The 15211-nt window shown below is 39.4% G+C and carries 16 protein-coding genes; 9 read left to right on the forward strand and 7 right to left on the reverse strand.

Annotated features, from left to right (window positions below; translation table 11 throughout):
• Positions 1 to 2: 2 nt before the first annotated feature.
• The 9 genes from tenA (at position 3) to recO (ending at position 8678) form a co-directional block, all read left to right on the forward strand.
• A complete protein-coding gene (gene tenA / locus NYR63_RS02780; protein WP_431831764.1) occupies positions 3 to 674 on the forward strand; it encodes a thiaminase II in 672 nt (223 codons plus the stop codon).
• A 20-nt stretch (positions 675 to 694) separates the two neighbouring features.
• On the forward strand, positions 695 to 1642 hold the full coding sequence (locus tag NYR63_RS02785; RefSeq protein WP_431831765.1) for an ABC transporter substrate-binding protein: 948 nt from the start codon (positions 695 to 697) through the stop codon (positions 1640 to 1642).
• A 25-nt stretch (positions 1643 to 1667) separates the two neighbouring features.
• Positions 1668 to 2480: a bifunctional hydroxymethylpyrimidine kinase/phosphomethylpyrimidine kinase gene (gene thiD, locus NYR63_RS02790; RefSeq protein ID WP_279458084.1), complete on the forward strand. Its 813-nt coding sequence runs from the start codon at positions 1668 to 1670 to the stop codon at positions 2478 to 2480.
• A 10-nt stretch (positions 2481 to 2490) separates the two neighbouring features.
• The gene (gene thiE, locus NYR63_RS02795) at positions 2491 to 3147 is read left to right on the forward strand and encodes a thiamine phosphate synthase (RefSeq protein ID WP_279458085.1); all 657 of its coding nucleotides are present in this window, start codon (positions 2491 to 2493) and stop codon (positions 3145 to 3147) included.
• Positions 3148 to 3326: 179 nt separating this feature from the next.
• Positions 3327 to 5120: a translation elongation factor 4 gene (gene lepA / locus NYR63_RS02800; protein ID WP_279458527.1), complete on the forward strand. Its 1794-nt coding sequence runs from the start codon at positions 3327 to 3329 to the stop codon at positions 5118 to 5120.
• Between the two features lie 104 nt (positions 5121 to 5224).
• On the forward strand, positions 5225 to 6184 hold the full coding sequence (gene lepB, locus NYR63_RS02805) for a signal peptidase I (RefSeq protein WP_279458086.1): 960 nt from the start codon (positions 5225 to 5227) through the stop codon (positions 6182 to 6184).
• 95 nt (positions 6185 to 6279) lie between these two features.
• The gene (rnc, locus tag NYR63_RS02810) at positions 6280 to 6951 is read left to right on the forward strand and encodes a ribonuclease III (protein ID WP_043995066.1); all 672 of its coding nucleotides are present in this window, start codon (positions 6280 to 6282) and stop codon (positions 6949 to 6951) included.
• 79 nt (positions 6952 to 7030) lie between these two features.
• Positions 7031 to 7945 (forward strand): GTPase Era, encoded by a 915-nt coding sequence (gene era / locus NYR63_RS02815; RefSeq protein ID WP_279458087.1) that lies wholly within the window; start codon positions 7031 to 7033, stop codon positions 7943 to 7945.
• A gap of 10 nt (positions 7946 to 7955) precedes the next feature.
• Complete coding sequence (recO, locus tag NYR63_RS02820) at positions 7956 to 8678, forward strand: DNA repair protein RecO (protein WP_279458088.1); 723 nt, start codon at positions 7956 to 7958, stop codon at positions 8676 to 8678.
• A gap of 84 nt (positions 8679 to 8762) precedes the next feature.
• Here the strand turns inward: recO and NYR63_RS02825 are convergent, their stop codons facing one another.
• From NYR63_RS02825 to NYR63_RS02855, 7 genes are read right to left on the reverse strand one after another with little or no spacing between them, the layout of a single operon-like run.
• Entirely contained in the window at positions 8763 to 10376 is a 1614-nt protein-coding gene (locus tag NYR63_RS02825) for a pilus assembly protein (RefSeq protein WP_279458089.1), read from the reverse strand.
• 23 nt (positions 10377 to 10399) lie between these two features.
• Positions 10400 to 10999, reverse strand: coding sequence for a tight adherence pilus pseudopilin TadF (gene tadF, locus NYR63_RS02830; protein ID WP_279458090.1), 600 nt, complete (start codon positions 10997 to 10999; stop codon positions 10400 to 10402).
• Positions 10971 to 11456, reverse strand: a complete 486-nt coding sequence (locus NYR63_RS02835; protein WP_005611753.1) for a TadE/TadG family type IV pilus assembly protein — start codon at positions 11454 to 11456, stop codon at positions 10971 to 10973. Before NYR63_RS02835 ends, tadF begins: the two co-directional genes overlap by 29 nt.
• Before the next feature lie 2 nt (positions 11457 to 11458).
• On the reverse strand, positions 11459 to 12211 hold the full coding sequence (locus NYR63_RS02840; RefSeq protein ID WP_279458091.1) for a tetratricopeptide repeat protein: 753 nt from the start codon (positions 12209 to 12211) through the stop codon (positions 11459 to 11461).
• Entirely contained in the window at positions 12201 to 13046 is an 846-nt protein-coding gene (locus NYR63_RS02845; RefSeq protein WP_279458092.1) for a type II secretion system F family protein, read from the reverse strand. The genes NYR63_RS02840 and NYR63_RS02845 overlap by 11 nt, the downstream gene beginning before the upstream one ends.
• Entirely contained in the window at positions 13046 to 13933 is an 888-nt protein-coding gene (locus NYR63_RS02850; protein ID WP_279458093.1) for a type II secretion system F family protein, read from the reverse strand. Before NYR63_RS02850 ends, NYR63_RS02845 begins: the two co-directional genes overlap by 1 nt.
• Positions 13933 to 15210 carry a CpaF family protein gene (locus NYR63_RS02855; protein ID WP_279458094.1) on the reverse strand — a complete coding sequence of 426 codons (1278 nt, stop codon included), beginning with the start codon at positions 15208 to 15210 and terminating at the stop codon, positions 13933 to 13935. The genes NYR63_RS02850 and NYR63_RS02855 overlap by 1 nt, the downstream gene beginning before the upstream one ends.
• Position 15211 lies beyond the last annotated feature (1 nt).

The raw sequence follows: 15211 nt of genomic DNA on the forward strand, positions 1-15211 counted from the left end.
GTATGGTTAGAAAAGGAGAAAAAATGACCGCTATTCAACAATTTATCCAAAATGCAGAACCTTATTGGACAGCATATACCGAACATCTTTTTGTACAAAAAATGGCGGACGGCAGCTTGCCGAAAAGTTGTTTTCAGCATTATTTGAAACAAGATTATCTGTATCTTTATCAATATTGTCGGGCATTATCGCTTGGTATTTATAAAGCGGAAAATTTTGAGCAAATGCGTTATGCGCTAGAGGCAACGCAAGCTATTTTGAATGAAGTGGAATTGCATTTGCAGTTTTGTCGTGAATGGGGCATTGAGGAACAAGAAGTACGTAAAACGCCGGAAAGTTCGGCTTGTGTTGCTTATACACGGTATGTACTCGATTGCGGTATGCGAGGCGGATTAGCCGAATTGTTTACAGCGATAGCACCTTGTGCAATCGGCTATGCGGAAATCGGTAAAAAGTTAGCCGACATTGCGGTAGAAAATACGCCGTATCAGGTATGGATTGATACCTATGCGGCTCCCGAATACCAAGCGGCAGTGGCAAAACTGGCTGATTATCTTAATCAGTTATGTGAAAACTTACCGGCAGAACATCTTGCAAAACTACAAGAGATATTTACCACCGCAACACGTATGGAAATTTCATTTTGGCAAATGGGGCTTGATCAAGCCATGTAGTCGGTTTTTAAAAGGAGAAAATGATGAAATATGTAAAAAAATTGGCTTTTTTGACCGCTTGTAGCTTGGCATTACAAGCACACGCGGGCGAGAAAATGACCGTCTTATTAGATTGGTTCGTTAATCCTGATCACGCTGCGATTATTGTGGCGCAACAAAAAGGTTATTTTAAGCAAAATGGTTTGGATGTTGAACTTGTCGAGCCGGCGGATCCGTCTATGCCACCGAAACTGGTTGCCGCAGGGCAGGCGGATATTGCAGTGGATTATCAGCCGCAGTTACAGCTACAAGTTGATCAAGGGTTGCCATTAGTCCGTTTCGGTACACTAGTTCCCACACCGTTGAATAGCCTAATCGTTTTAAAAAACGGCTCGGTAAAAAGTATCGCCGATTTGAAAGGTAAGAAAATCGGTTATTCGGTAAGCGGGTTTGAAGATGCGTTGCTGAATACCATGTTAGCCGATTCGGGTTTAGCGGCTAAAGATGTGGAACTGGTTAATGTCAATTGGTCACTTTCTCCCAGTCTGATTAGCGGGCAGGTTGATGCGATTATCGGCGGTTTTCGCAATTTTGAATTAAATCAGATGCAATTAGAAAAACAGGAAGGTAAAGCGTTCTTTGTGGAAGATTTCGGCGTGCCGGTTTATGAAGAATTAATTCTTGTCGCTCATAAAGATAAAGCGAACGATGCAAAATTTTCTGCATTTTTGACCGCTTTAGAACAGGCAACGCATTATTTAAAACAGTCGCCGGATGAAGCGTGGCAGAGCTTCGTCAGCTATAAGCCAAAGGAATTAGATACAGCGTTAAATCGTCTTGCATGGCGTGATACGTTGCCGAAATTAGCAGATGAACCACGTAAATTAGATCGTGAAAAATATCAAAAATTCGGTGAGTTTATGCAAAAGAACGGTTTGACGAAAACTGTACCGGAGTTAAAAACATATACGGTTGAATTGAAACCATAGTGAACGACTTACTAGAGAGAAATATATGGAAAAGATAGCACAGGCTTTAACCATCGCCGGTTCGGATAGCGGCGGTGGCGCAGGGATTCAGGCGGATCTGAAAACATTCCAAATGCGAGGCGTTTTCGGCACTTCGGTACTTACCGCAATTACCGCTCAAAATACGTTGGGCGTTTTTGATATTCATAGCGTGCCGCTCAGTACGATTGAATCGCAACTTAAAGCAATCGCAGAAGATTTTCAGATCTCAGCCTTTAAAATCGGAATGTTAGGTACGACGGAAGTGATTGAATGTGTGGCAAATGCGTTACGTCAGTATAATTTTGGTAAATTGGTACTTGATCCGGTCATGATCGCCAAAGGTGGTGCGCCGTTATTGCAACAAAATGCGATTAATGCCTTAAAAACGTATTTATTACCGTTAGCGAGTGTGATTACGCCGAATCTACCCGAAGCGGAAGCATTAACCGGTGTAAAAATTATTGATGATGCGACCGCTTATCAGGCGGCAAAAAAATTGCAAGATTTAGGTGTTAAGACGGTAGTGATTAAGGGCGGGCATTTAGCCGATTCGCAAAGTACGCATTGCCGTGATTGGGTATTTACCCCAACGGAACATTTTACGTTGGAATGTCCACGTTTCCCGACCCGTCATACGCACGGCACCGGCTGTACGTTTTCCGCTTGTATTACCGCAGAATTAGCCAAAGGACAAGCGGTAGAAAATGCGATAAAAGTTGCAAAAGCCTATATCAGTGCGGCAATTTCGCATCCGCTGAATATCGGGCATGGACACGGTCCGACAAACCATTGGGCGTATCAGGAACTGTCAAAATAAGGAAATGATAATGTACGATATTCGACAAATGCTCCAACTTTATTTTATTGCCGGCACGCAAGATTGTCCGAATCCGACCGAAGATCGAAGCCAAAATCTCTTGTTGATTTTAGAACAGGCATTGCAAGCGGGGATTACTTGCTTTCAATTTCGTGATAAAAGCAAAAACTCGCTGGAAGATCAGCCGAATGCGCAAAAAGCATTAGCGATTCAATGCCGTGATTTATGTCGCCTATACAAGGTTCCGTTTATTGTGGACGATAACGTGGCATTAGCGATCGAAATTGATGCGGACGGCGTACATGTCGGACAAAAAGATATGTCACCGATAATGATTCGTCAGATGACCGATAAACCTTTGATTATCGGCTTATCGAATAATACCTTAGAAGATCTTTGGCGTTCCGAGCAAATGATAGAAGTGGATTATTGCGGATTAGGTCCGGTCTTCCCGACCAATTCCAAAGAAAAACATAATCCGCCGATTGGTTTGGATTTTGTTAAAAAAGCCCGTGAAGCCGGGATTCGTAAGCCGATTGTTTCTATCGGCGGAGTGAAAGCCGAACACGTGGCAACCTTGAAACAAAACGGAGCGGACGGCGTAGCGGTAATTACTGCAATTAGTTTAGCTTCGGATGTTTCTCAAGCCGTCAAACGACTATTATAATTTTTTACTTATACAAGCGGTCTTTTTTCAAGATTTTTTTGCAAAATTTCTTGGAAAAACGACCGCTTGCTTTTTTGTGCTTTTCCTTTCCAAAGTAGCGGATTTAAAGTAGAATTGGTCGGTTAATTTTCCCTTTAAATAAATTTATTACAACACAGGACATTTATTGCCCGATGAAAATGCAAAATATTCGTAACTTTTCAATTATTGCCCACATTGACCACGGTAAATCAACCTTATCCGACCGTTTAATCCAAACTTGCGGCGGCTTATCGGATCGTGAAATGGAAGCGCAAGTTTTAGACTCGATGGATTTAGAACGTGAACGCGGTATCACTATCAAAGCACAGAGCGTAACACTTAACTATAAAGCAAAAGACGGCGAAACTTATCAATTAAACTTTATCGATACACCGGGACACGTGGACTTCTCTTATGAAGTTTCTCGTTCGCTTGCCGCTTGTGAAGGGGCATTATTAGTGGTTGATGCCGGTCAAGGGGTAGAGGCGCAAACATTGGCAAACTGCTATACCGCAATTGAAATGGATCTCGAAGTGGTGCCGATTTTAAATAAAATCGACTTACCGGCGGCAGAACCGGAACGTGTGGCGGAAGAGATTGAAGACATCGTCGGGATTGATGCGATGGATGCGGTGCGTTGTTCAGCGAAAACCGGTGTAGGTATCGAAGATGTATTAGAAGACATTGTGAAAAAAATTCCGGCACCGGAAGGCGATCCTGAAGCACCGTTACAAGCACTGATTATCGACTCATGGTTCGATAACTACTTAGGCGTTGTTTCTTTAGTACGTGTGAAAAACGGCTCGATCAAAAAAGGTGACAAAATTAAAGTGATGAGTACCGGTCAATCATATAACGTTGATCGTTTAGGTATTTTTACGCCGAAACAAGTTGATACCACAGAATTGAAAACCGGCGAAGTGGGCTGGGTAGTGTGTGCGATTAAAGATATTTTAGGCGCACCTGTGGGCGATACCTTAACTCACCACCACAATTCGGCGACCGAAGTGTTACCGGGCTTTAAAAAAGTAAAACCGCAGGTCTATGCCGGTTTATTCCCGATTAGCTCGGACGATTATGAAGCATTCCGTGATGCACTAGGTAAATTAAGTCTGAATGACGCCTCGCTTTTCTATGAGCCGGAAAACTCAACCGCGCTAGGTTTCGGTTTCCGTTGCGGCTTCTTAGGCTTATTACATATGGAGATCATTCAAGAGCGTTTAGAACGTGAATATGATCTCGACTTAATTACCACCGCACCGACGGTAGTTTATGAAGTGTTACAAACCAACGGCGAAACCATTTATGTCGATAGCCCGGCAAAATTACCGCCGATTAGTAATATTGATGAAATTCGCGAGCCGATTGCCGAGTGTAATATGCTTGTGCCGCAAGAGTATTTAGGTAATGTAATTACGCTTTGTGTGGAAAAACGCGGCGTACAAACCAATATGGTCTATCACGGCAACCAAATCGCATTAACTTATGAAATCCCGATGGGAGAAGTGGTGTTAGACTTCTTCGACCGTTTAAAATCGACTTCTCGCGGTTATGCGTCTTTGGATTACGGTTTCAAACGTTTCCAAACGGCGGATATGGTGCGTGTCGATATTATGATCAATGGTGATCGAGTGGATGCGTTGGCATTAATCGTACATAAAGATAACGCGCCTTATCGTGGTCGTGAGCTAGTGGAAAAAATGAAAGAATTGATTCCGCGCCAACAATTCGATATTGCGATTCAAGCGGCAATCGGCAACCATATTATTGCTCGTTCGACCGTAAAACAATTACGTAAAAACGTATTGGCGAAATGTTACGGCGGTGACGTGAGCCGTAAGAAAAAACTGTTACAAAAACAAAAAGAGGGTAAAAAACGTATGAAATCCCTCGGTAACGTAGATGTTCCGCAAGAAGCATTCTTAGCGATTCTTCACGTAGGTAAGGACTAGTTGTTACGCATACGCGGAATATAAGCGGTTAATTTTAGCGAGAATTTTGTAAAATCAACGATATATTCCGTGTTTTCCGTAATCAATAAACAAAGGAGAAAACAATGGCACAAATTATGCCGATTATTTTTATCGCAATTTTATATGGTGTTTGGAAAACATTGGATTCAATGCAGTTACCGAACACCATTTCTATATTATTGGTAGCATTAGTTGTGATTTGCGGCGGTTTTTGGGCATTTTATAAATTTAGTGCCGATCCTCGTCGTAAAGCGGCAATTGCCAGAGAAGAAAAACGTTTAAGCCGCCCTTTAACCGAAGAAGAAAAGGCGGAAATTCAACCTCGTTCGGCTATCGGTGACTTCTTCGCTTCACTTTTCGGCGTGTTGTTCTTTGTAACGGTATTACGTTCATTTATTTTTGAACCGTTTCAAATTCCGAGCGGTTCGATGGAACCGACGTTACGAGTCGGCGATTTTCTAGTCGTAAACAAGTTTAGCTACGGTATTAAAGATCCGATTTGGCAAAAGACCTTAATTGAAACCGGACATCCAGAACGCGGCGATGTGATTGTATTTAAAGCACCGAAACAAGCTCATGTGGATTATATTAAACGTGTTGTCGGTGTCGGCGGTGACCGGGTGAAATATGATTCGCATACACAACAATTAACCGTTACGCATGCGGATGGAAAACAAGCGGTATTTGAATATAGCGAAGGAAAACCGAATGCGGATTTCTTCTATCACGGCGAAATGCAAATCGAACGTACTGAAAAAGGCGATGTAACGCATCAAATCCTAAATAACCCGTTTGCATTTAATTATGAACCGTACTTATTTGCTCAAGAAGGCATACCTTCGGGTGAATGGGTCGTGCCGGAAGGTCATTATTTTGTGATGGGCGATAACCGTGATAATAGTGAAGACAGTCGCTTTTGGGGCTTTGTGCCTGAGCAGAATGTGGTGGGTAAAGCGACATTTATTTGGTTAAGTTTGGATAAAAAACCGAATGAATACCCAAGCGGTTTACGTTTTGACAGAATGTTTACCTCAATCAATTAATATTTGAACGGGGTATATATGCAAGCGGGTTTATTTTGTTAAAAATCGGCAAAATATAACCGCTTGTATTTTTACCTTGTTTTAGAATGAATAATATGCAACTCGAAAGATTACAGAAAAAATTAGGTTATCAGTTTACTAACTTGGATTATCTATTACAGGCTTTAACTCACCGAAGTGCAGGGGCAAAAAATAACGAACGTTTAGAGTTTTTGGGCGATTCGATTTTAAATTTTGCGATCGGTAAAGCGTTATTTGAGAAGTTTCCTAAGGCTAATGAAGGCGAATTAAGCCGTATGCGCGCTACATTGGTACGAGAACAAACGTTAGCAATTTTGGCGCGCCAATTCGGTTTGGGCGAATATATGAAATTAGGTGCGGGCGAATTGAAAAGCGGCGGTTATCGCCGAGAATCGATTCTTTCCGACTGTGTGGAAGCGATTATTGCCGCTATTTATTTAGATGCGGGCATGGATAAAGCGATCGCGCAGGTACATCTCTGGTATCAAGATTTATTAGCCGAGATGAAACCGGGCGATGCACAAAAAGATCCGAAAACACGTTTACAAGAATTTTTACAGGGTCGTAAATTACCGTTACCGACCTACGAAGTGCTTGATATTAAAGGTGAAGCGCATAATCAAACCTTTAAAGTGACTTGCAAAATTGAAATGCTGGAAGAAATCTTTATCGGCATAGGAACCAGCCGCCGTAAAGCGGAGCAAAATGCAGCCGAACAGGTATTGGCTAAATTAACAACCAAATAAAATAAACCACGGAAAATGATAGATACCATTTATACCGAATTTCCGGTTATATTTCTGTGGTGAAAATAAAGGATAAAAAATGACAGAACAAAATCAACAACCTAAAACCTATTGTGGTTTTATCGCCATTGTCGGTCGTCCGAATGTCGGTAAATCAACATTATTAAATAAAATTTTAGGTCAAAAAATCTCAATTACCTCTCGTAAGGCGCAAACAACCCGTCACCGTATTGTCGGTATTCATACCGAAGATCAATATCAAGCGATTTACGTGGATACGCCGGGGTTGCATATTGAAGAAAAACGTGCGATCAACCGTTTAATGAATCGTGCGGCAAGTTCGGCAATCGGCGATGTGGATTTAATTATTTTCGTCGTTGAAGGCACAAAATGGACTGACGATGACGAAATGGTCTTAAATAAATTACGTGCGGCTAAAGCACCGGTGGTATTAGCGATTAATAAAGTTGATAACATTAAAGAAAAAGACGAATTATTGCCGCATATTACCGAGCTTTCGAAAAAATTTGATTTCGTAGAAATTTTACCGATTTCAGCGCAACGTGGTAAGAATGTACATATCCTGCAAAAAATTGTACGTAAGTCCTTACGTGAAGGGGTACACCATTTCCCTGAAGAGTATGTGACCGACCGTAGCCAACGTTTTATGGCATCGGAAATTATTCGTGAAAAGCTGATGCGTTTTACCGGTGAGGAATTACCGTATTCGGTTACGGTTGAAATCGAACAATTTAAACTGAATGAGCGCGGCACTTATGAAATCAACGGCTTGATTTTAGTAGAACGTGAAGGTCAGAAAAAAATGGTGATTGGTGCGAAAGGTCAAAAAATCAAAACGATTGGAATGGAAGCGCGTGCCGATATGGAACGCTTGTTTGATAACAAAGTTCACTTGGAATTATGGGTGAAAGTGAAAGCCGGCTGGGCGGATGACGAACGTGCATTACGCAGCTTAGGCTATATGGACGAGTAAACTTCAAATAATGATTGAAAACTGGCATCGAGGTTTTGTTCTTCACCGTCGCGAATATAGCGAAACAAGCTTATTAGTAGATTTCTTTACCGAAGAACACGGAAGAATCACGCTACTTGCTAAGGGAGCAAGACGACCTCGTTCGCCGCTCAAAGCCGTATTACAACCATTTACACCGTTATTGCTACGTTGGAGTGGTAAAGGTGAACTAAAAATTTTGACCAAAGCGGAACCCGCATCATTAACCTTACCGATGCAAACGTTAGCGTTATATAGCGGGTTCTATGTCAATGAAGTGCTTGCAAGAGTGTTGGAAAATCAGACCGCTTACCCGGAAGTGTTTCAGCACTATTTGCAATGTATGACACTCCTTGCTACCCAGCCGAAGCAGATTGAACCGATTTTACGCACATTTGAATTTCAAATGCTTAAAGCATTGGGCTATGGTGTGAATTTTTCTATTTGTGCCGCAACCGGTGATCCGGTATCACCCTCAATGACTTATCAATTTCGAGAAAATCAAGGCTTTATTGCCTCGCTTTTGCAGAATAATTATACTTTCCTTGGTAAAGATTTATTGGCATTTGAACAGTTGGATTTTTCCGATAAAAATACGCTACAAGCGGCAAAACGTTTTACTCGTATTGCACTAAAACCCTATCTAGGATCACAACCGCTAAAAAGTCGTGAACTGTTTCAAAGTATCCTACCTAATAAACTTAAAAGCAGTTAAACGTTAAAAAAGAGCAAATAAAAGCGGTCTGAATTTGTAAAAATTTTGCAAATTCAGACCGCTTATTTATATATTGATTATACCTTAGTTAATACTACGACCTACATCATCCGTTTCACCAATGGCTTGTTTGAATGAGTTGAGGAGAGATTCTCTATTATCAGCATAAAAATAATTTCCATTACCTACACATGTTTTCCAAGCATCCGCAGATTCTGATCTATATCCAAACTCTACAAAAACAAGTTTAGTATTTTCATCTTTATTTAGAGCATTTAGTTTTTCTTGAATAATATTGCACATTCCTTTTCCAGTTATATTTTTAGTTTTATCTGTTAGATAAGTATTATATTGATATGTAGAGGATCTAGTATTATATGCCTTATTTGATTTTGATGTAGAAGATAATTCCTCTTTTTTACCTAAAATTAAATTTTTAGTAATTCTACTAAAGTTAGTAAATGGAATAGAATTTCTTTCAAGGTCGGCTAAATTCAAATTTGACATATCATCATTACCATCAGAAAGCACAAGTATTACTCGTTTGGTTTCTTGATTAAGTTCTTCAGTACGACTTTTTTCAGATAACATCTGATTACTTGCTGTGAGTAAACCGGAACTAGCTAAAGTACCACCATTAGCTTTTAAAGAATCAACTCTATTTCGGAAGTTTTCTTTTTCTGTCTTCGTGTACCAAAATTGACTAGCTTTTTTCAGACCTTCTAAACATATAGAGGATTTAGGAAATGTAATATCATAATTTGGTTGTCCTATTGAATTAAGAGTTGCTTCTGTATTTACTAACGCAACAAAGTTATCAACAAATTCAGTTCGTCTCAAAGATTTGTGACTAGATGTTAAATATTGTTTGATTTTGCTTTTTGACATATTATGCAAATTATCTTGTAGTACAAATGGCAGTACACATTTATTTTCTTTGGGATGTTCTGCTCCCATTGCAAATGCCGTAATCCCAATTCGATTATATTCATTTGATTCTTGAGTAAATAATGATTTATCAGCAAGCTCTTTAAGTACTTCTCGTAAAATATATATTTTACTATTTGTACCTCCTTTTAGCTTTTCTCCTTTTATTCCATCTTTCATTGATCCCGATAAATCCGCAACCACCATTAAATCAATCGGAATATTAAAAGTATTCTTTTTAAATGCTTTAGATTTACTTGCTACATCAACTTGCTGAGGAATAACTTCGACAGTACCAACTTTTAAAGGGAACCATGATTTATGTTCGATAGTACCGCTGACTGTACAGGTTACTTCGCTAGAGCTGGTATGTCCTTTACCATTTGTATTATTTATTGTTTTACAGACTGGGGTTAAGTGCATTTTTTCTTCATTAGTTTGAGGTAAAAAAGCTTTCACAAATTTGGTAACCATTTGGCTATCACGTTTACCTACTTCAGAATTAATATCGAAACTTTCGTTTTCTTTATTTGAACCTGACAATTTATAATCATTGTCTTTACGGCCGCTATTATTTTCCGCAGTGAGAGATAATACCGCTTGTTCCAAACTATCGGAAAGGCGAGCTTGATCTTGAATAATACCAGCACTTTCAAGAGAAACGAATATAAGTGCGAGAATCGGGAGGGCGAGTAATCCACCCATAACGGTATATACGCCAGACTCATCCTGAATAAAACGTCTGGCTTGAGATAATGGGGTTATTTTCATAAGAATCCATCCTTATTAATTTATTAGCGACCGACACCTAAAGCTGATGCACGTAACCAGCCGGATTCATAGTCTTGTTTCGCTAATGTAAGTCCTTTAAATAAATTAGTCATTTTGCGACAGACCGTTACGTAATAGATTGCCGCATAACGGTTTGAGCCTTTAAAGTTTTCGGTAAGCGGTGCCGCATCGGTAATATTTGTACTATAAGCGGCTTTACATTGACCACCTGTTGAAAGCTCTTTAGATAATGATTTTGTTTTCTTTTCCGGGCGAGTAGAACTACCGCCAAGCTCTTGAGGTTTAATAGCCTCAAAACCATAGTATTGTACGGTCACATTAATCAGCTTATCATCTGCTTCGCCCATTAATTTAACCGCAAGTTTTTTCAGCTTATCAACATCTTCTTGAGTTATTTCTTCCTTACCACCGTCCGAAATATTACGTTCTTTAACGATATTAAGAAGTGAATAAGAAGTACGTTGTAATTTTCCCGTGGTTGATTGCAGAATAGCAACGTCCACTAAGAAAATAAGTAAGACGGAAAACAGGAAGAAAATAAATATAAATTCTACGGTTACCGAACCTTGATTATTATTTAGAAGTTGCTTTATCTTTTTCATATTCTTGAAGTACCACGATATTACGGTTAAATAGAGGTTCAACTGCGCCTTTAGGAACCCAGAAGAATAACGGCGTGTATTTATACTGAAATGAGTATTGTGCGAAAGCAGCACCGGCTGCTTCACCTTTAAAGCGTTGTTCAACTAAATCATTAAACGAACTTGCATATTGTACTTTCACTTCTGTAATAGCATTCTGATTTAAAAATGACCAAAGGCGTCCGTTATTTTTTAGGCTATCATTAAATAGCTGTTGATAGTTGCTGCCTGCCGGATTTTTTCTGGTGGTGCGAGAAGCTTCCGAAACGGATAAATCCAAATAAGAAGACAGCAACGCAACACGACACCCTTCAGCAATCATAAAAAGCACGAGGATAAAGAGTCCAATCGTCAGACTGAACTCAATAGTTGCAACGCCTTTTACATTATTAATAAAACGGTAAAGCGTCTTTTTCATCATTAACGTCCTACTTTGGGTGATTTCTCAGTTTTTTGTAGCGCATTAACTAAATCTTCCGGAGAAGAATTAAGATGCTCTTTACGGATAATATCTAAAGCATATTCCGTATCGCCGGCTTTAACTAAAGCAAATACTAAGTTATGAATTAAACGAGAATCTTTTGAACCGTTTAAATATTGCGGTAATAAAAGATTTGTCGCATTGCGATAGTCATTATTTAAAATACTTAGCATCGCTAAGTTATTGATAGCGATAGTGTCGTGAATGAATAATTCGCGAGATTTATTAAGATCTTTTTCAGCTGCCGCTAATTTTCCCAATTGCGCTAAGCTAATACCGCGTAAGTTATAAGCTTCGCTGCTTCTTGGAGATTGGAAAATGAGATCCGTTGCGGCTAAGTAAGCGTCATTATAAGCACCCGCTTGAATTTGATTACGGATATATAGTAATTCGATATCTTCATTAAAAGGTAATTGGCTAAAGCGGAGCGGTTCTAAATAAAGTAAGGAAGACTTACTATCGCCTGCTAAATAGTAACTTTTAGCTAATTTATATTGAATTAGAGGATCTTGATTCAATTTAAGCTGGTTACGGTATAAAGAAATCAAAGCACTATAATTTTTGGTATCTTCGTACAGTTTCTCTTGTTCGGCCTTTTGAGTAGGAGAGAGATTAGCGGTTAAGTTAGAACAAGCTGATAACGACAGTAATACGCTGGAAACGAAAATTGTTTTAAGTAATTTAGAAGACATTTGGTAAGACCCTCATTGCACCAGGTGCGACAATTAAAATGATAATTGGGAACATAATGAAAAGAATAAGCGGAATACTCATTTTGGCGGAGAGTGTTCCGAGTTTTTCTTCCATTACAAGTAATTGCATTTCACGAATATCGGCGGATAGTTGTGTTAAATGTTCATAAAGCGAAGAACCGAAATTTAAACTTTGTTGCATTACCGTACAAAACATTCGGATTTCTTTTGTCGGTAAGGAAATCGCCATATCTTGTAATGCGGCACTTAAACTAGTGAGTTCCGCTTTGCGCATAATACGTAAGATGACATAAGTTAAATCCGCATTTAAATGTTCAAAATCCATAGCAACCTGCTTAAAAGCCGCTTCAATACTGATACCGGTTTGAACGTTTACCGCAACAAGATCAATAAATCCGGGAATATCATTCATAATGCGTTTGATTTTGCTCTTTAAAATCACGCTAATAGTGATACTCGGGAACATAATCGCTAATACCACGACAACGGCACAACCTAATAAAAAAGTAAGTTGGTCATCGCTGACGAAATAATTAATCAAAGTAAGCAGAGCAATCAGTAACATTTTTACTTTGATATTTTTATCAACCAAACCGAGGAATTTTAATAACGGATTTTTATTAACCAGTAATAATTCCAATTCGATTTGTTGCTTGGTTTTTCCTTTTTGATTATTTTCCTCAACATTTTCTTTAGGACGAGTTCCTTCTAAGATCTCTTGATTTCTCTCTATTTTCTTTTTATGAGAGAAAGCCATTGTTAAAACGAAAATACCGAAGATGATAATGCCAAGGAAGAATAGAATAAGATTCATCAGCTTGATTTCCTCATTAACCACCAAATAATAAACATACCGAGTAATTCACTACCAACAACATAGTAGAGAATGATACGACCGGCAGGATCATTTATCACAAAATCGAAATTTTCCGGCGTAGTTACTTTCATAAATAAGAAGAAGCCGATAGGGAAACAAGCAACGATAGCTGCAGACATTCGAGCTTCGGAAGTCATTGCTTTTTTCTTCTGTTCCATCTTATTTGAGTCGGCGATTGCTCGTCCTAAACGAGAAATAACTTCTCGCATTTGTCCGCCCCGAGAAAGGTTGGTACGGATAATACTGATAAAGAAATAAAACTCTTTATAAGGGTAACGTGAATAACTATCGTGAAAGACCGCCATCACATCTTCTCCTCGGGCAAGTCGTTTATAAATCACCATAAATTCTTCACCGATAGGCCCCGTAATATCTTTTCCGCAACGTTCCAAAGCCTGTAATAAACTGACTCCGGATGATGTGGCGGAATTTATCACTTGGATAACTTCCGGAAACTTCTCATTAAATAGTTTTCTATTACGACGTTGTCCTAATTTCCACACGACAAAAACAAATCCAATTATTTCCGCAACGATAAATGCTTGGTTCGGAAAACGAATATAGTTTGCATTGAGATAATAAAGCCCGATAAAAATCGAAAAGTGGATAATGATATTACGGACAAGATTGTCTTTATCACCGGAAGTAAAGTAATAAACCCATAGTTGTACCGCATCGTTCACTTTTTTAGTCGTTTTGTTTAGTTTCTCAGTAAAACCGGTTTCGCGGGCGTTTACCTTTTTATGTGTTTTAAACCAAGCGGAAGCGGTAAATAACAGCAGTAAAACGCCAAATGCAAAGACGAAATAATAAAGTAGCGTCATTATTTCTCCTTAAAGATATTTTGCAGTTCATCACTCAGGTTAAACATTTGCGCATTCTGATAAACGATAGAACGCGTCAGTAATCCGTGATTAATAAACTGACCGATGATCTTGTTATCTTCATCTCGGTATTTACTTGGCTCGTATGAGAAAATATCTTGTAAAACAATTTGCCCGTTTTCCATACCCATTACTTCGGTAATATTGGTCACTTTACGTGAGCCGTCATTTAAGCGAGAAGCTTGAATAATAATATTGACGGCAGAAGCGATATTTCGGCGAATCGCCTCTAACGGTAACGAAGCGTTTGACATCATGACCATACTTTCCAAACGAGCCAGCGCATCACGAGGACTATTGGCGTGCAATGTGGACATTGAACCGTCATGTCCGGTATTCATTGCTTGTAGCATTTGGAATGCTTCCGCACCACGACACTCACCGACAATGATTCGCTCCGGACGCATACGTAACGCATTGATTACTAGGTCCTGCATCGAGATTTCACCTGTCCGTTCAACACCGGCTAGACGGGTTTCTAAGCGAACAACATGAGGTTGTTCCAGTCGTAATTCAGCGGTATCTTCAAGCGTTAGCACTCGTTCGGTATGAGAAATATAGTGAGAGAGCGCATTTAATAAGGTTGTTTTACCCGAACCGGTACCGCCCGAAACGATAATATTTACACGAGAACGTGCGGCAATAATCAGAAAATTAGCCATATCGAGCGTCATTGAACCGTAATTGACTAAATCTTGTAAGGATTTTTTAGATTTAGAAAATTTACGAATTGAGATAGACGTTCCGTCTAAAGCAATCGGTTGAATAACTACATTCAGTCGGCTACCGTCGGGTAAACGGGAATCAACTAACGGCATACCTTCATCAATACGACGACCGACACGAGCAACCAAACGTTTAGCAATATCGGTAAGCTGCTCGTTATTAATGAAAGTTTTATCGGTTTTTTCAAGAATACCGGCACGTTCAACCCAAACACTATCCGGACCATTGACTAAAATATCATTAACACCTTCATCTTCCATTAGCTCTCGGATCGGGCCGTAGCCATCGATCTCATCCGCCACTAAACTTGCCATATAAGTAGCATCCGCCGGTGTGAGATAAATAGCATTAATGTTAGCAATGCGATAAAGAGATTGAGTTAATTCGTCGATTAACTTATTACGCTCATTCTGGATTTCATCGAGTTTTTCTACGTCTAAATTACTGAGTAATTCGGTACGAAAGAATATTTGTTGTTCTTTTGTTAGCATA

Source organism: Actinobacillus genomosp. 1 (assembly GCF_029774175.1).
Taxonomy (GTDB): domain Bacteria; phylum Pseudomonadota; class Gammaproteobacteria; order Enterobacterales; family Pasteurellaceae; genus Actinobacillus.